The organism is Microbacterium gilvum, from assembly GCF_039543865.1.
GTDB lineage: Bacteria > Actinomycetota > Actinomycetes > Actinomycetales > Microbacteriaceae > Microbacterium > Microbacterium gilvum.
This window is the reverse complement of sequence record NZ_BAABKO010000001.1, coordinates 386107-402958: the sequence shown is the minus strand read 5'-3', so window position 1 is coordinate 402958 and position 16852 is coordinate 386107. Positions and strand designations below refer to the sequence as shown.

The 16852-nt window shown below is 71.9% G+C and carries 14 protein-coding genes; 2 read left to right on the top strand and 12 right to left on the bottom strand.

Annotated features, from left to right (window positions below):
• Positions 1-52 precede the first annotated feature (52 nt).
• Positions 53-616, top strand: coding sequence for an SAM-dependent methyltransferase (locus ABD998_RS02070; RefSeq protein WP_345435436.1), 564 nt, complete (start codon positions 53-55; stop codon positions 614-616).
• On the opposite strand, the gene ABD998_RS02065 is transcribed toward ABD998_RS02070, so the two are convergent.
• The 11 genes from ABD998_RS02065 to gatC all read right to left on the bottom strand — a co-directional run bounded on the left by ABD998_RS02065 (position 595) and on the right by gatC (position 12698).
• Positions 595-2832 carry a RelA/SpoT family protein gene (locus tag ABD998_RS02065; protein ID WP_345435434.1) on the bottom strand — a complete coding sequence of 746 codons (2238 nt, stop codon included), beginning with the start codon at positions 2830-2832 and terminating at the stop codon, positions 595-597. The genes ABD998_RS02070 and ABD998_RS02065 overlap by 22 nt on opposite strands.
• Before the next feature lie 76 nt (positions 2833-2908).
• Complete coding sequence (secF, locus tag ABD998_RS02060; protein WP_345435432.1) at positions 2909-3880, bottom strand: protein translocase subunit SecF; 972 nt, start codon at positions 3878-3880, stop codon at positions 2909-2911.
• Complete coding sequence (gene secD, locus ABD998_RS02055) at positions 3880-5577, bottom strand: protein translocase subunit SecD (protein WP_345435430.1); 1698 nt, start codon at positions 5575-5577, stop codon at positions 3880-3882. Before secD ends, secF begins: the two co-directional genes overlap by 1 nt.
• A 47-nt stretch (positions 5578-5624) precedes the next feature.
• Entirely contained in the window at positions 5625-6059 is a 435-nt protein-coding gene (locus ABD998_RS02050; protein ID WP_345435428.1) for a preprotein translocase subunit YajC, read from the bottom strand.
• 85 nt (positions 6060-6144) lie between these two features.
• Positions 6145-7182, bottom strand: coding sequence for a Holliday junction branch migration DNA helicase RuvB (gene ruvB / locus ABD998_RS02045; RefSeq protein WP_345435426.1), 1038 nt, complete (start codon positions 7180-7182; stop codon positions 6145-6147).
• A complete protein-coding gene (ruvA, locus tag ABD998_RS02040; protein WP_345435423.1) occupies positions 7175-7798 on the bottom strand; it encodes a Holliday junction branch migration protein RuvA in 624 nt (207 codons plus the stop codon). The genes ruvB and ruvA overlap by 8 nt, the downstream gene beginning before the upstream one ends.
• Positions 7799-7844: 46 nt before the next feature.
• Complete coding sequence (gene ruvC, locus ABD998_RS02035; protein WP_345435421.1) at positions 7845-8408, bottom strand: crossover junction endodeoxyribonuclease RuvC; 564 nt, start codon at positions 8406-8408, stop codon at positions 7845-7847.
• Between the two features lie 237 nt (positions 8409-8645).
• On the bottom strand, positions 8646-9056 hold the full coding sequence (locus tag ABD998_RS02030; protein WP_345435419.1) for a hypothetical protein: 411 nt from the start codon (positions 9054-9056) through the stop codon (positions 8646-8648).
• 317 nt (positions 9057-9373) lie between these two features.
• Complete coding sequence (gene gatB / locus ABD998_RS02025) at positions 9374-10888, bottom strand: Asp-tRNA(Asn)/Glu-tRNA(Gln) amidotransferase subunit GatB (protein WP_345435417.1); 1515 nt, start codon at positions 10886-10888, stop codon at positions 9374-9376.
• Complete coding sequence (gatA, locus tag ABD998_RS02020) at positions 10888-12402, bottom strand: Asp-tRNA(Asn)/Glu-tRNA(Gln) amidotransferase subunit GatA (protein ID WP_345435415.1); 1515 nt, start codon at positions 12400-12402, stop codon at positions 10888-10890. The genes gatB and gatA overlap by 1 nt, the downstream gene beginning before the upstream one ends.
• Positions 12399-12698 carry an Asp-tRNA(Asn)/Glu-tRNA(Gln) amidotransferase subunit GatC gene (gene gatC, locus ABD998_RS02015; protein ID WP_345435413.1) on the bottom strand — a complete coding sequence of 100 codons (300 nt, stop codon included), beginning with the start codon at positions 12696-12698 and terminating at the stop codon, positions 12399-12401. The genes gatA and gatC overlap by 4 nt, the downstream gene beginning before the upstream one ends.
• Positions 12699-12746: 48 nt before the next feature.
• Between gatC and ABD998_RS02010 the strand changes: the two genes are divergently transcribed.
• A complete protein-coding gene (locus tag ABD998_RS02010; protein WP_345435411.1) occupies positions 12747-14453 on the top strand; it encodes a long-chain-fatty-acid--CoA ligase in 1707 nt (568 codons plus the stop codon).
• Positions 14454-14483: 30 nt separating this feature from the next.
• On the opposite strand, the gene ligA is transcribed toward ABD998_RS02010, so the two are convergent.
• Positions 14484-16847 (bottom strand): NAD-dependent DNA ligase LigA, encoded by a 2364-nt coding sequence (ligA, locus tag ABD998_RS02005; protein ID WP_425562927.1) that lies wholly within the window; start codon positions 16845-16847, stop codon positions 14484-14486.
• Between the last annotated feature and the right edge of the window lie 5 nt (positions 16848-16852).

Sequence of the window (16852 nt, the reverse complement as noted above, 5' to 3'; positions counted from 1 at the left end):
GCCGTCTCCACAGGCATCCCCGCCACCTCGACACGGCTGCCACACTGGCGGCATGCCGGCCATCCCCGTCTACCATCCCGGCGAGCGCCTGTCGCTCGCCGAGCTGACCGCGGCGCGTATCGACGGCGAGGTGGTGCCCCTCGGGGCGTCCTTCCTGCCCGCCGACGCCGCGGCGCCACCCGCCACACGTGCCGCGAGCATCGCGCCCCTCATCGGGCCGAGCTATGCGTTCGTGCGCCGCACGGCGGCGTGGATCCACGGCGCCTGCGAGCAGCTCGACGAGCCGATCGACGTGCAGCGCGCCGTGCCCGCCATGACGACGAGGATCGTCGACCGCGCCGTGAGGTACCACGACCAGGAGCTGCCGTCCGCGGACGCCGTCCTGCTCGGCGGATGCCGGGTCTCGTCACCCGCTCGGACGCTCGCCGATGTCGCGCGCCTCGCCGTGCAGCCCGGCGCCGATCCGTCCGGCACGGCGCGCGACGCCGCGGCTCGGCTCGCCCGCGACGAGCGCACGCGAGCCGCCGCGATCGCGTGGTTCGCCGACCACCGACGGCGCCCGCACTCCGTCGCGGCGCTCGCGCTGCTGCGTCGTCAGGACGACGTCACACGGTAGACGTCGTACACGCCGTCGATGCGGCGCACCGCGTTGAGCACGCGGTCGAGGTGCACCGTGTCGCCCATCTCGAACACGTACCGCGAGATCGCGAGGCGCTCGCGCGTCGTCGAGACGTTCGCCGAGAGGATGTTGACGTGGTGCTCGCTCAGCACGCGCGTGATGTCGGAGAGCAGGCCGCCGCGGTCGAGCGCCTCGACCTGGATCTGCACGAGGAACACGCTCTTCGTCGTCGGCGCCCATTCGACCTCGATCATGCGGTCGGGGTTCTGCGTGAGCGACGCGACGTTCGTGCAGTCCGCGCGGTGCACCGACACGCCCTGACCGCGCGTGATGAAGCCGATGATCGGGTCGCCCGGCACGGGCGTGCAGCACTTCGCGAGCTTGACGAGGATGTCGTCGGCGCCTCGCACGAGCACGCCGGAGTCTCCGCCGCGGATCTTGCGCTGGGATGCCGTCGGCGGGAGGTCGAGGGGCCCGGTCGCGGGCTCCGCCGTGTGGTGGAGCGCCTGCACCTTCTCGAGCACGGACTGCGTCGACACATGGCCCTCGCCCACAGCGGCGTAGAGCCCGGACACGTCGTCGAGGCGCAGCTGGTGCGCGACCTCGGCGAGCGAGTCCTTGAGGTTCTGCAGCGGCATGTTCTGGCGGCGCATCGCTCGTGCGATGGCCTCCTTGCCCTGCTCGATGGCCTCCTCGCGGCGCTCCTTCGTGAACCATCCGCGGATCTTGTTGCGGGCGCGGGAGCTCTGCACGAACCCGAGCCAGTCCTGGCTGGGGCCCGCGTCGGGGTTCTTCGACGTGAACACCTCGACGACGTCGCCGGAGTTGAGCTGCGAGTCGAGCGGGACGAGGCGTCCGTTCACCTTCGCACCCATCGTGCGATGGCCGATCTCGGTGTGCACGGCGTAGGCGAAGTCGACGGGCGTCGCCCCCGCCGGCAGGCCGATCACACGGCCCTTGGGCGTGAAGACGTAGACCTCCTTCGCACCGATCTCGAAGCGCAGCGAGTCGAGGAACTCCCCAGGGTCCTTCGTCTCGGCCTGCCAGTCGCTCAGGCGCGCGACCCAGGCCATGTCGGTGTCGGACAGGCGCTCGTCGACCTGGCCGGCGGCCATCCGCTCCTTGTACTTCCAGTGCGCCGCGACGCCGTACTCGGCCTGCTGGTGCATCTCCTGGGTGCGGATCTGGATCTCGACCGTGCGGCCGCCGGGGCCGATCACCGTCGTGTGCAGAGAGCGGTAGAGGTTGAACTTGGGCGTCGCGATGTAGTCCTTGAAGCGACCGGGGAGCGGCGTCCACCGCGCGTGGATGGCTCCCAGCACGGCGTAGCAGTCGCGCACGCTCGCGACGATGACGCGGATGCCGATGAGGTCGTAGATGTCGTCGAACTCGCGCCCGCGCACGACCATCTTCTGGTACACGGAGTACAGCTGCTTGGGGCGACCGGACACGCTGCCGCGGATGCGCAGCTCGTGCAGATCGAGCATGACGTCGTCGATGACGCGCTGCACGTACTGCTCGCGCTGCGGTGTCCGCTGCTTCACGAGCGAGTCGATCTCGTTGTAGATCTTGGGGTACAGCACCGCGAACGAGAGGTCCTCGAGCTCCGACTTGATCGCCTGGATGCCCAGTCGGTGGGCGAGCGGCGCGTAGATCTCGAGGGTCTCGGTGGCCTTCTTCTTCGCCTTCTCCGGGGGGACGAATCCCCAGGTCCGGGCGTTGTGCAGGCGGTCGGCCAGCTTGATGACGAGCACGCGGATGTCCTTCGACATCGCGACGATCATCTTGCGGACGGTCTCGGCCTGCGCGCTCTCGCCGTACTTGACCTTGTCGAGCTTCGTCACGCCGTCGACGAGCAGGGCGACCTCGTCCCCAAACTCGGCGCGCAGATCCTCGAGCGGATAGCCCGTGTCCTCCACGGTGTCGTGGAGGAGCGCCGCGGCGATCGCCTTGGGACCGAGACCGAGATCGGCGAGGATCTCCGCGACGGCGAGGGGGTGGGTGATGTACGGCTCGCCGCTCTGCCGCTTCTGACCCCGGTGCTTCTCCTCGGCGACCTGGTAGGCGCGCTCGATGATCGCGATGTCCCCTCGCGGGTGGTTCGCACGCACGGACGAGAGGAGCTTCGACAGATCGGCGTAGCGAGGCGCTCGGGAGAAGATCCGGGGCACGAGCCTGCGCAGGCTCGTCGGGCTCGCCACGCTGTCCGCCATCGGTCTCCTCCCCCGCCCGCCGGGCGTGGACATCATCCTACGCCCGCCGGGCAGGAGCGCCGCGCGGCGGCCGCCGTCACCCCCGTGCCTCGATGACGCGGGCGTCGCGCTGCGCGATCGCCGGCTCCTTCTCGCGCATGAGGGCATAGAGCGGCGCCGACACGAACAGCGTCGAGTACGTCGCGACCAGGATGCCCACGAAGATCGACAGCGAGATGTCGGAGAGGGTCTCCGCACCCAGCCAGAACACGCCGATGAAGAGGATGGCCGCCACGGGCAGGGCCGCGACGATCGACGTGTTGATCGAGCGGATGAGCGTCTGGTTGACGCCGAGGTTGACGGACTCCCCGAACGTCCGACCCGTGATCTCGCCGTCCTCCGCGGTGTTCTCGCGGATCTTGTCGAACACGACCGTGGTGTCGTACAGCGAGTACCCGAGGATCGTCAGGAAGCCGATGACGGCCGCGGGCGAGATCTCGAAGCCGGCGAGCGAGTAGATGCCCACCGTGATGACGAGCACGTCGAGGAGGCCGACGATCGCCGCGACCGACATCTTCCAGGTGCGGAAGTAGATCGCGAGGATCACGAACGTGAGCACGAGGAAGACCCCGAGGCCCCACAGCGACTGGCGCGTGACGTCGGCGCCCCAGGTGGGCCCGATGAAGGAGTCGGTCACCTCGCTCGCGTCGACGCCGTACGCCTCGGCGAGGGCGGCCGACACCTGGCGCGTCTCATCCTCCGACATCTGCGAGGTCTGGACCCGGATGTCGGTTCCCCCCACGACCGTGACCTTCGCCTCGGCGTCGCCGTCCACCGTGTGGACGGCATCGGTCGCGATCCCCTGGTCGGTCGAGGACGGCGCCGAGACCGTGAACTGCGAACCGCCCGTGAACTCGATCGAGAGCTCGACGCCGCGCACGAAGGGCGCGAGCACCGAGACCGCCACCAGGGCGATCGCGATGAGGAACCACAGCTTGCGGCGGGCGACGAACGGGACCGACGCCTTGCCCGTGTAGAGGTCGTTGCCCCACTGAGCCATCGAGCGCATCAGACGTTCTCCTCCTTGCCGGACCGCTCGCTGGCTGCGCGCTCGGCTTCCTTCCGTTCCGCGATGGTCTGGCGGCGCTCCGCCTCGCCGCGGGCGCGCGTCGCCTTCGCTCCCGCTGCCACCGGCTGGCGGAACTGCGCACGGCCCCGGTACACCGCGCCGAGCGCCTCGGGATCGAGACCGGAGAGCGGATGGCCGCCGCCGAAGAAGCGGGTGCGCGCGAGCAGCTGCATGACGGGGTGGGTGAAGATCACGAAGATCAGGACGTCGAGCACCGTCGTGAGGCCGAGCGTGAACGCGAAGCCCTTCACGGTCGCGTCGGCGAGGATGTACAGCACCACGGCCGCGAGGATGTTGATCGACTTCGAGATGTAGATGGTGCGCTTCGCGCGCGCCCAGCCGTCCTCGACCGCCCCCGTGATCGTCTTGCCGTCGCGCAGCTCGTCGCGGATGCGCTCGAAGTACACGATGAACGAGTCGGCGGTGAAGCCGATCGTCACGATGAGGCCTGCGACGCCGGCGAGGGAGAGCCGGTAGCCGAGTCGCCACGACAGGATGCACAGCAGGATGTAGGTGAGAACGGCCATCACCGCGAGCGACGCGATGATGACGAAGCCCAACGCGCGATAGCTGATGAGCACGACGTAGAGCGCGACGAGCCCGAGGCCGATGAGGCCGGCGACGAGGCCGATCTGCAGCTGCTGGGATCCGAGCGTCGCCGAGATCGTGTCGGACGACACGACCTCGAAGCTGATGGGCAGGGCGCCGAACTTCAGCTGGTCGGCGAGCGTCTGCGCCGTGTCCTGCGTGATGCCGGTGCCCGAGATGCTCGGGCGGCCGTCAGTGATGACGGCATCCATGGTGGGAGCCGACACGACGTCGCCGTCGAGGACGAATGCGAACATGTTGTACGGCTCGGTCTGGCCGTAGAGCTCCTGGCTGACCGACGCGAACTCGTCCGTGCCCTCGCCGTCGAACCGCAGCTGCACGGCCCACTGGCCGTTCTGCTGGTCGACGACCGCCTGCGCATCGGAGATCGACGAGCCGTCCATCTCGACCGGGCCGAGCAGGTACTTCGCCGTGCCGGAGGCGTCGCACGCGATGAGGGGCTCGCTCGCCGGCACGTCCGACTGGTCGGTCGGGTTCGCGCAGTCGTACGCGAGGAACTCGGCGGACAGCGCCTCGGTGATCCAGTTCGGGTCGTTTCCGGCCGTGGGCTCGATCGTCGGGGTCGCGTTGAGCGACGGGTCGGGGCTCGGGTACGGCGTCGTCTCGCCGTCCTCGCCGACGAAGGTGTTCGCCGCCTGGCTCGCGTAGAGGACCTTGCGCAGCTGCAGCTGGGCCGTCGACTGGATGCGCTCGCGCGTCTGCTCGTCCGCCTCGCCAGGGATCTGCACGACGATGTTGTCGGAGCCCTGCGTCGTCACCTCCGCCTCGGCGACGCCGGACGCGTCGACGCGCTCGCGGATGATCGCGATCGCCTGCTGCATCTGCTCGGCAGACGGCGCGGCGCCGTCGGTCTGCGCCTCCAGCACGATCTGGGTGCCGCCCTGCAGGTCGAGGGCGAGCTCGGGCACCCACGAGCTGCCCTTGGTGGCGTAGACGCCGATGGCGTTGATGCCGAACAGGACGGCCGCGATGGCCAGGAGTCCGATGAGGGCGCGCGAGGCTCTGCGCACAGGGGAGGATGTCGCCACGTGACGTCAGCTTTCGAGACGGCCGGCCGGCCAGCGGTGGGAGGGTGTCAGTTCTTGGGCTTGTCGTCGCCGGGGAGCTCGTCCACGTCGGCCCCGTTGAGCGTGTAGCCGCGCGGGCCCTCGTCGGTCGTCGGTCGCTCCACGTCGGGGCCCTCGAGCGCGGCGTCGTCCTCGATCGTCTCCTCGACGGGCTCGTCATCGGACTCCGTGTCGGCGACCTCGGGAGCGAGGTCGAGCGCCTGCGCGTGCACCTCGATGACGACGCCGGGGGCGATCTCCAGCTCGGCGGGCTTCGTGAGGTCGTCGGCGTCGAAGGCCACGATGGTGCCGAACAGGCCGCTGCGCGTCATGACGCGCGCGCCGGGGACCATGAGCAGGTTGCGGCGCTCCTGCTCCTCCTTCATCTTCTTGGTGCGGCGACGGGAGCTGATGAACATGAACACCAGCAGCGCGGCCAGGACGACGAGGAGGAGGATATCCATGGAGGGGGCGCCTTTCGGACGTGCACGAGCCGTCATCGGCCCTTCGGGATGCGCGCCGGAGAGCCCGACGCGAAGTCTTCAGCGATTATAGGTCATCGAGTTTCAGCGGCGTCTGCCCGTGCGCGCCGTGGGCGACCCCGAGATGCGCATAGGCCTCCGGCATGGCGATGCGGCCGCGGGGCGTGCGGCCCATGAACCCGATGCGCACGAGATACGGCTCCACGACGCTCTCGACGGTGTCCGCCTCCTCGCCGACCGACACCGCGAGCGTGCCGAGCCCCACGGGCCCGCCCCGGAACCGTCGGACGAGGGCGTCGAGGACGGCGCGGTCGAGACGGTCCAGGCCGATCGCGTCGACGTCGTACAGCTCGAGCGCGGCGCGCACGTCCGCCATCCCCGGCGCGGCGCCGCCGGCGTGGACGAGCGCGTAGTCGCGCACGCGGCGCAGCAGCCGGTTCGCGATGCGCGGCGTGCCGCGTGAGCGCCGCGCGATCTCCTCCCGCTGCGGTCCCGCGAGGTCCATCCCGATGACGCGCGCGGACCGGGCGATGACCTGCTCGAGCTCCTCGGCGTCGTAGTACTCCAGATGCGCGGTGAAGCCGAAGCGGTCGCGGAGCGGGTTCGGCAGGAGGCCGGACCTCGTCGTGGCGCCGACGAGGGTAAACGGCGCGAGGTCGAGCGGGATGCTCGTGGCGCCGGCGCCCTTCCCGACCATGATGTCGATGCGGAAGTCCTCCATCGCGAGGTACAGCATCTCCTCGGCGGTGCGGGCCATCCTGTGGATCTCGTCGATGAAGAGCACCTCGCCCGGCATGAGGCTCGACAGCAGGGCCGCGAGGTCGCCTGCGTGCTGGATGGCCGGGCCGCTCGACATGCGCAGGGGCCGGCCGCTCTCGTGCGCGACGATCATCGCGAGTGTCGTCTTGCCGAGACCGGGAGGACCCGCGAGGAGGATGTGGTCGGCCGGGCGCTCCTGGATGCGGGCTGCCTCGAGGAGGAGCTGCAGCTGACCGCGCACCTTGTGCTGGCCGACGAACTCGTCGAGGCTCGACGGGCGCAGCGCCCCCTCGATCGCGAGCTCGGTGTCGTCGGCCGGCTGGGGCGCCACCTCCCGGTCAGACACGCGCGCCTCCGCCGAGTGCAGGGCCGAGCGCGGCGAGCGTGAGCCTCAGCAGCCCCTGCACGGACGACCGGTCGGCATCGGACGCGTTCTCGGCGGCCGCGGCGACCGCCTCCGCGGCCACGCGCTCCGGCCATCCGAGGCCCGCCACCGCCTGCGCGACCTGGGCGACGACATCGGGCGCGGCGCCCGGCACGGCGCGTGCCGCCGACGGGGCAGGCGGCGCGAGCCTGCCCTGCAGCTGCACGGCGATGAGCTTCGCGGTCTTGGGACCGATCCCGGACACCTTCCGGAACGGCTTGTCGTCCTCGTCGGCGACCGCCTGCGCGATCTGGTCGATCGTCAGCGACGACAGGACTCCGAGCGCCGACTTGGGGCCGACGCCCGAGACGCCGAGCAGCACGCCGAAGACGTCGAGCTCGTCGCGGGACGCGAACCCGAAGAGCGACAGCGCGTCCTCACGCACGACGAGATGCGTGTGGAGGAGCAGCTCCTCCCCCGCTCGGGCGGTGCGGGCGACGTCGACGGGCACGGCCACCGAGAAGCCGACGCCGCCGACCTCCAGGATGACGCTGTCGGAGCCGGCATGCAGGACGACGCCGCGCAGGGAGGAGATCATGCCCCCAGCCTACGGGAGCGATCGTACCTATGTTCGACCGACACGCTCAGCGCGCGGGCGCGCGGCGTCCGCGCTTCTCCGCCTCCGCCCACGCGCGCTGCGCCGGGGTGAGGGCGCCTCCCGCCGACGCCGGTGCGGGAGCCCCTCGCCAGGCGTGGCAGAGGGCGAGCGCGAGGGCGTCCGCGGCATCCGCCGGCTTGGGGAGGGCATCGAGGCGTAGGACGCGCGCGACCATGGTCTGCACCTGCAGCTTGTCCGCCGAGCCGTAGCCGGTGATGGCCGCCTTCACCTCGCTCGGCGTGTGGGTGGCGGTCTCGAGCCCGGCCTCCGCCGCGAGCATGAGCGCGACGCCCGAGGCCTGCGCCGTGCCCATGACGGTCGACAGGTTCTGCTGCGCGAAGACCCGCTCGACCGCCACCACCTCGGGTGCATGCTCCGTGATGACCGCGCGGATGCCGCGCGCGATCGTCGCCAGCCGCTCCGCGACGGGCGCGTCCACGGGCGAGCGGATGACGCCCACGTGCACGAGCGACGCCGAGCGGTCGCGGCGCACGTCGACGACCCCCACGCCGCAGCGGGTGAGACCGGGATCGATGCCGAGGACGCGCATGTCCTCCACGCTACGCGGAGCGCCGCCGACGCCGCGGAGGCGCGACGGTCGGCGGGCTGCGGCACCTGGCAGGCTCGGGACCCGGCTCACAGCGGTACAGGCTGTGCATGGCGGTGCATCCTGTGCACGGCGGTGCGTGTCCCACACGCACCGCCGTGCAGCACCTGCATCGCCGCGCAGAGCACGCACCGGGGCAAGCGGGCGGCTCGGACTCACGGCCGCGGGCGCGCGCGGCCGCTATCGCCGGCGGCCGAGCACCGTGCGGACACCCGCCAGCAGTGCGTCGCGCGGGGCGGACCGCCGCACGACGCCCGCGGCGCTGAGCGTGCGCATGAGCTTCTGCGGTTCGGCGACCTCCGCCCATCCCCACCGCGCCATGCTCGCGAGCTCGCGAAGCTGTCGCTCGCGCTTCTTCTCGGCGCGGATGGCCTCCACAGGGTCGCCGAACTCCCCCCGGTACTTGATCACGCGCCCGCGCGCGCGGGTGCGCGCCGCGTTCACGTCGAGGAGCGCCTGCGCGCCCCGCGGATCGACGTCGCGCAGGTAGGCGTCGCAGGCGGCGACACCGGCGAGGGGATGACGGAGGCGGGCGATGTCGACCACCGTGTCGATCGGCGCCACGACGCGGACGCCGGCGACCTCGATCACCTCTCGCCGATCGGCGCATCGGTGCGTGTGCGGGGCGGGCGACCACGCGCATGTGGACACGGCGCGCCGGCGAGCGCGCCCTGTGCACATGCGGATGGCGGCAGGCGGCTCCACGGGACGACATCGTGTCGAGGCGGGCGCCACCGGTGCACGCCACGCATGCGCACCCGCGGTGCACGCCACGCATGCCGGTGCCGAGCGCGCACACACACCGCAATGCACGGCACTCACTCCCGCACCCGCCCGAAGCCCCGCACGGCGAGGGCCCCGGAGCGCGTCGTCCGACGCGCTCCGGGGCCCTCGCCGACTCCCGGCCGCTACTGCTGCGCGCGTTCGAGCACGAGCTCGCGCACGCGCGCGGCGTCGGCCTGCCCCTTCATCGCCTTCATGACGGCGCCGATGATGGCGCCCGCCGCCTGCACCTTGCCGTCCTGGATCTTCGCGAGGACATCGGGCTGCGCCGCGAGCGCCTCGTCGATGGCCGCGATGAGCGCGCCGTCGTCGGAGACGACCGCGAGACCGCGGGCGTCGACGACCTGCTGCGGGTCGCCCTCCCCCGCGATGACGCCCTCGAGCACCTGGCGTGCGAGCTTGTCGGTGAGCGTGCCGGCCTCGACGAGCGCCTGCAGCTGCGCGACCTGCGCGGCGGTGACGAGGTCGGCGGGCTCGCGGCCCTCGGCGTTCGCGATGCGCGTGATCTCGCCCGTCCACCACTTCCGGGCCGCCGCGGGCGCTGCTCCGGCCGCGACCGTCGACTCGACCTCTGCCAGCAGTCCGCCGTTGGCGACGTCCTGGAACTCGAGGTCGGTGAAGCCCCAGTCGGCCTTGAGCCGCCGGCGGCGCGCCGCCGGCGGCTCGGGCAGCGCGGCGCGCAGCTCCTCGATCAGCTCGGCGGAGGGCTCGACGGGGAGCAGGTCGGGCTCCGGGAAGTACCGGTAGTCGTCGGCGTCCGACTTCGGCCGCCCCGGCGACGTCGTGCCGGTGTCCTCGTGCCAGTGGCGCGTCTCCTGCGTGATCGTGCCGCCCGCCTCGAGGATGGCCGCCTGCCGCTGGATCTCGTAGCGCACGGCGCGCTCCACGGACCGCATCGAGTTGACGTTCTTCGTCTCGGTGCGCGTCCCGAGCTTCTCGGCGCCGCGCGGACGCAGCGACACGTTCGCATCGCAGCGGATGTTGCCGCGCTCCATGCGCGCCTCCGAGATGCCGAGCCCCCGCGCGATCTCGCGGATGGTCGCGAGGTACGCCTTGGCGAGCTCCGGCGCGCGGTGCTCGGCTCCGAAGATCGGCTTGGTGACGATCTCGACGAGCGGCACGCCTGCGCGGTTGTAGTCGACGAGGGAGTACTCGGCGCCCTGGATGCGGCCCGTCGATCCGCCCACGTGCGTGAGCTTCCCGGCGTCCTCCTCCATGTGCGCGCGCTCGATCGGGATGCGGAAGACCTCCCCGCCCTCGAGCTCGACCTCGATCTCGCCCTCGTACGCGATGGGCTCGTCGTACTGGCTGATCTGGTAGTTCTTGCCGAGGTCGGGGTAGAAGTAGTTCTTCCGCGCGAAGCGGCTCGATGCGGCGATCGAGCAGCCGAGCGCGAGCCCGAGGCTGATCGACGAGCGGATGGCCTCGGCGTTGACGGTCGGCATGGAGCCCGGGAGGCCCATGTCGACGGGGGCGACGAGCGTGTTCGGCTCCGCCGCGTGGAACTCCTCGTTGGCGGGGTTGCCCGCGCCGGAGAACATCTTGGTCCGGGTGTTGAGCTCGACGTGCACCTCGAGTCCGATGACGGGCTCGAAGAGCTCGAGAGCGCGGTCGAAGTCCATGAGCTTCGCGGCGGCCATCAGCGTGTCCCTCCCTCGAGAGCCGGGGCTCGGTCGAGCAGCGGCCCGCCCCACTCGTCGACGAGCAGCGCCTCGAGCGCGGCGCCGACGCGGTAGAGGCGGGCGTCCTCGCGCGCGGGTGCGAGGAACTGGATACCCACGGGCAGCCCGTCCTCGGCGGCGAGCCCCGACGGGAGCGAGATGCCCGGCACGCCGGCGAGGTTCGCGGGGATCGTCGTCAGGTCGTTGAGGTACATCGACAGCGGGTCGTCGATCTTCTCGCCCAGGCGGAACGCCGTCGTGGGCGCCGTCGGCGTCGCGATGACGTCGACGCGGCCGAACGCCGTCGCGAAGTCCTGCTGGATGAGCGTGCGCACCTTCTGCGCGCTGCCGTAGTACGCGTCGTAGTAGCCAGCGGAGAGGGCGTAGGTGCCGAGGATGATGCGGCGCTTCACCTCGGGGCCGAACCCCGCGTCGCGCGTGGCGGACATGACGTCCTCGACGGTCCCGCCCGGCACGTCGACGCGCAGGCCGAATCGGACGGAGTCGAACTTCGCGAGGTTGCTCGACGCCTCCGCGGGGAGGATGAGGTAGTACGCCGCGACGGCGTACTCGAAGTGCGGGGCGCTGATCTCGACGATCTCCGCGCCCTGCGCCTCGAGCATCGCGAGCGACGCGCGGAACGAGGCCGCCACGCCGGGCTGGAAGCCGCTGTCGGGCAGCTCGGTCACGACGCCGACCCGCAGACCGTCGAGGACGTCGCCGCGCGCACCCTCGCGGGCCGCGTCCGCGAACGACGGCCAGGCGTCGGCGAGCGAGGTGGCATCGAGCGGGTCGTGCCCGGCGATGACGTCATGCAGGAGCGCCGAGTCGAGCACCGTGCGCGAGACGGGGCCGACCTGGTCGAGCGAGGATGCGAGAGCGATCGCGCCGTAGCGGCTCACGCCGCCGTACGTGGGCTTCAGCCCGACGGTTCCGGTCACGTGCGCGGGCTGCCGGATGGAGCCGCCCGTGTCGGACCCGAGCGCGAGGGGGGCTTCGAAGGCCGCGACGGCCGCGGCCGAGCCGCCGCCCGATCCGCCGGGGATCCGCTCGAGGTCCCACGGGTTGCGCGTCGGGCCGTATGCGGAGTGCTCCGTCGAGGACCCCATGGCGAACTCGTCCATGTTCGTCTTGCCGAGCGGCACGAGGCCCGCCGCGCGCGACCGGGCCACGACGGTCGCGTCGTAGGGCGACATGTAGCCCTCGAGGATCTTCGACCCCGACGTCGAGGGCATGTCGGTCGTGACGAGCACGTCCTTGACGGCGAGGGGCACGCCGGCGAGCCCGCCGAGCGCCTCGCCCGCGGCGCGGCGGCGGTCGATGTCGGCCGCGACCTCGAGCGCGTGGTCGCTCACATGCAGATAGGCGCGGACATCGCCGTCGACGACGGCGATGCGGTCGAGGTGCGCCTGCGTCGCCTCGACGCTCGAGACCTCGCCCGACGCGAGGCGGCCCGCGAGCTCGGCCGCGGTCATCCGGATGATGTCGCTCACTGCTCCTCCCCCAGGATCGCCGTGACGCGGAACCGGCTGCCGTCGGCGTCCGGCGCGTTCTGCAGGACCTCGTCGAGGGACAGCATGCCGCCGACCTCGTCGGGTCGGAAGACGTTCTGCAGCGGGATCGGATGGCTCGTGGCCGCGACGTCGGAGGTCGCGACCTCGCCGACCTTCGCGATGTTGTCGACGATGGCGTCGAGCTCTCCCGTGAGGCGGGTCACCTCCTCCTCGTCCAGCTGGATCCGGGCGAGCACACCGAGATGGCGCACGAGATCGGGGGTGATTTCAGACACCCCCCAAGTCTAGGCGGTGCGCCCGTCGCCGCCGCCTACGCTGGACGCGTGAGCTTCGACCCGCCCCGGCCCTGGACCGCCTCGTACGCCCCCGGCGTCCCCGACGACCTCGCTCCCGTGTCGGGATCGCTGCTCGACCTCGTCGACGCGTCGGCGCGCGACTTCCCCGACGCGCCAGCCCTGCAGTTCTTCGGACGAGTCACCGACTACCGCACGCTGCGCGCTCAGATCGACCGCGCGGCCGCCGGCCTCCTCGCACTCGGCGTGCGCCGCGGGGACCCCGTCGCGATCATCCTGCCGAACTGCCCGCAGCACATCGTCGCGTTCTACGCCGTGCTGCGCATCGGGGCGGTCGTCGTGGAGCACAACCCGCTCTACACGCCGCGTGAGCTGCGCAAGCAGTTCGAGGATCACGGCGCGAAGCACGCCATCGTGTGGAGCAAGGTCGCCCGGACGGTGCAGGAGTTCCCCGCCGACCTCGCCCTCTCCTCGCTCGTCTCCGTCGACGTCGTCGGGGGCATGCCCGGATGGATGCGCGCGGCGCTGCGCCTGCCCGTCCCGCGTCTGCGCGCGCAGCGCGCGCAGCTCACCGAGCGCGTGCGCGGCGCCGTCCGGTGGGAGTCCGTCGTGTCGCACCCGCCGCTCCCCGCCGCGCACCCGCGGCCCGCGACCGACGACCTCGCGATCATCCAGTACACGAGCGGGACGACGGGCGACCCGAAGGGCGCCGCCCTCACGCACGCGAACCTGCTCGCCAACGCGGCGCAGGCGAACGCGTGGACGCCCGACGTGCAGCGCGGGGAGGGCGCCGTCGTCTACGCGGTGCTGCCGATGTTCCACGCCTACGGCCTCACCCTGTGCCTCACGTTCGCGATGTCGCTCGGCGCGCGGCTCGTGCTGTTCCCGAAGTTCGATCCCGACCTCGTGCTGGCCGTGACGCGGAAGCACCCCGCGTCGGTGCTCCCGCTCGTCCCGCCGATCGCGGCGCGCCTGCTGGCCCGGGCGAAGGAGAAGGGCGTGTCGCTCGCCGGGACGCGCATCGGCGTCTCGGGTGCGATGGCGCTCGACGAGACTCTCGTCGTGCCGTGGGAGGAGGAGACGGGCGGCTACCTCGTCGAGGGGTACGGTCTCTCGGAGTGCTCGCCGGTGCTCATCGTGAACCCCGTCTCCGACGACCGGAAGGCGGGCGCCATCGGCCTGCCGTTGCCGGGCACGGAGGTGCGCGTCGCCGATCCCGACGATCCGTCGCGCGACGCCGGCGTCGGCGAGCCCGGCGAGCTGCTCGTGCGCGGGCCCCAGGTGTTCGGCGGCTACTACGGCCGTCCCGAGGCGACGGCGGCGGTCTTCCACGAGGACTGGTTCCGCACCGGCGACATCGTGACGATGGACGCGGACGGCTTCCTCTCCGTCGTCGACCGGATCAAGGAGCTCATCATCACGGGAGGCTTCAACGTCTCCCCGACCGAGGTCGAGATCGCGCTGCGGCAGCATCCGGCGGTCGCCGACGCCGCCGTGGTCGGGATCGCCGACTCCCGCAGCGGCGAGGAGGTCGTCGCGGCCGTCGTCGTCGACGACGGAGCCGAGCTCGACGTCGAGGAGCTGCGCGCCTTCGCGCGCGGCATCCTCACCCCGTACAAGGTTCCGCGACGCGTGTTCATCGTGGACGAGCTGCCGAAGTCGATGATCGGCAAGGTGCTCCGCCGCCAGGTGCGCGAACGCGTCCAGGCGCTCGTCGCGGGCGGCGGCGCCGGCTGACTCCGTGCCCTCGCCGCCCGCCGAGCGCCGCTAGTCCGCGTCGGCGACCGGCGGGAGGGCGTCGGGTCCCTCCGTCACCAGCAGGTGGAACTGCGCCGCGTCGATGACGCGGACGCCGAGGGCCTCGGCCTTCGCGAGCTTCGAGCCCGCACCGGGGCCGGCGGCGACGAAGTCGGTCTTCTTGCTCACGCTCGACGCGGCCTTGCCGCCCGCCTGCATGATGGCCTCCTGCGCTCCCTCGCGCGTGTAGCCGTCGAGGCTCCCCGTCGCCACGATGGTGAGCCCGGAGAGCACGCCGCCCGCTGCCTGCGCGGCACCGGGGCCGGGGTGCCCGGGGGTCGACCACTGCACGCCCGCTGCCGCCCAGCGCTCCACGATCTCGCGGTGCCAGTCGACCTCGAACCAGTCGAGCAGCGAGTCGGCGATGATGCCCCCGACGCCGTCCACGGCCGCGAGCTCCTCCCTCGTGGCAGAGCGGATGGCATCGAGCGACCCGAACCAGGCGGCCAGCGCGCGTGCCGCGACGGGGCCGACATGACGGATGTTGAGCGCGACGAGCAGGCGCCACAGGTCCTTCGTCTTCGCCTTCTCGAGCTCGTCCACGAGCTTCTCCGCCTGGGCGGAGGGGCGCGGCGCGTTGTCGCCGTCCTTCCGCTCGGCGGCCGTCGCGTTGCGGCGGAACGGCGCACGGCGGATGAACTCGCCCGTCGCCTCGTCGATGCGGCGCTCGCCCGTCTCGCCGTCGCGCACGATGACCTCGATGGGGACGAGCTGGTCGATCGTCAGGTCGAACAGCCCGGCCTCCGTCCGCAGCGGCGGGTCGGCGGGCACCTCCGGCTGCGTGAGCGCGGCCGCCGTGACCTCCCCGAGCGCCTCGATGTCGAGCGCGCCGCGCGAGCCGATGTGCTCGACGCGCCCGCGCACCTGCGCGGGGCAGTCCTTCGCATTGGGACAGCGGAGGTCGATGTCGCCCTCCTTCATGGGGCGCAGCGTCGTCCCGCATTCGGGGCACGCGTCCGGCATCACGAAGGCCCGCTCCGAGCCGTCGCGGAGGTCGGCGACGGGGCCGAGCACCTCGGGGATGACGTCTCCCGCCTTCCGCAGGACGACGGTGTCTCCGATGAGGACGCCCTTCGCCTGCACGACGTCCTTATTGTGCAGCGTCGCCTGCCGCACGACGCTGCCCGCCACGAGCACGGGCGCCATCTGCGCATACGGAGTCGCCCGCCCCGTGCGCCCCACCGACACGACGATGTCGAGGAGCTTCGTGTGCACCTCCTCCGGCGGGTACTTGTACGCGATCGCCCACCGCGGTGCGCGGCTCGTCGCCCCCAGCTCATCGTGCAGCGCGAGCTCGTCCACCTTGACGACGATCCCGTCGAGCTCGTGCTCGACCGAGTGCCGGTGCTCGCCGTAGTGCTCGACGAACGCCACGACCCCGTCGACGTCGGCGGAGGTGCGCAGGTACGGGCTGACGGGGAGCCCCCACTCGGCGAGCAGGCCGTACACCTCACTCTGCGCCGCGACGGGCGGGTCGGGCCAGGCGCCGATGCCGTGCACGTAGAGCCGCAGGGCGTCGATGCGCGCGAGACCCGCCTCCAGCTCCCGGCCGTCCTTCTTGTCGAGCTGCTGACGCAGGCCCCCGGCCGCGGCGTTGCGCGGGTTGGCGAACGAGGGGAACCGGCGCTCGGCCGAGCGGAGTGCCTTCTCCGCGTCGTAGCCCGGCCGCGCCTGCGCGTCGGAGACGACGCTCTCGCGCAGACGCGCCTGCAGGGCGTTCAGCTCCTCGAATGCGGCGACGGGGATGAACACCTCGCCGCGGACCTCGACGAGCGCCGGATGGCCCGCGCCCGCGAGTCGCTCGGGGATGCCCGCGACCCGCAGGGCGTTGACCGTGACGTCCTCGCCCACGCGCCCGTCGCCGCGCGTCGCCGCCGACACCAGCACGCCGTCCTCGTAGCGCAGCGCGATGGCGAGCCCGTCGATCTTCAGCTCCGTGAGCCACCTCACGGCGCGACCGGCCGAGTCGGAGGTCTTGGCGCACCACTCGCGGAGCTCGTCGACGGAGAAGACGTTGTCGAGGCTGAGCATGCGCTCGGCGTGCGCGATGGGCGCGAGGGCCGTCGAGCCGGCACCGCCTACGGTGAGGGTGGGCGAATCCTGACCCTGCAGCTCCGGATAGCGCCGTTCGAGGGACTCCAGTCGCCGCACCCAAGCGTCGTAGGTCGCATCGTCGACCACGACGGCACCGCCGTCTCCGTAATAGGCGTCTCGTGCTTCGAGGATGCGCTCGGTGAGCGCCCGCGTCTCGGTGCGCGCCTCGTCGAGGGTCAGGTCGGGGAGGGAGTCTTCACCGTCGGTCACGTCGGCAAGTCTAGGAAGCCCCGCCGACATCCGCG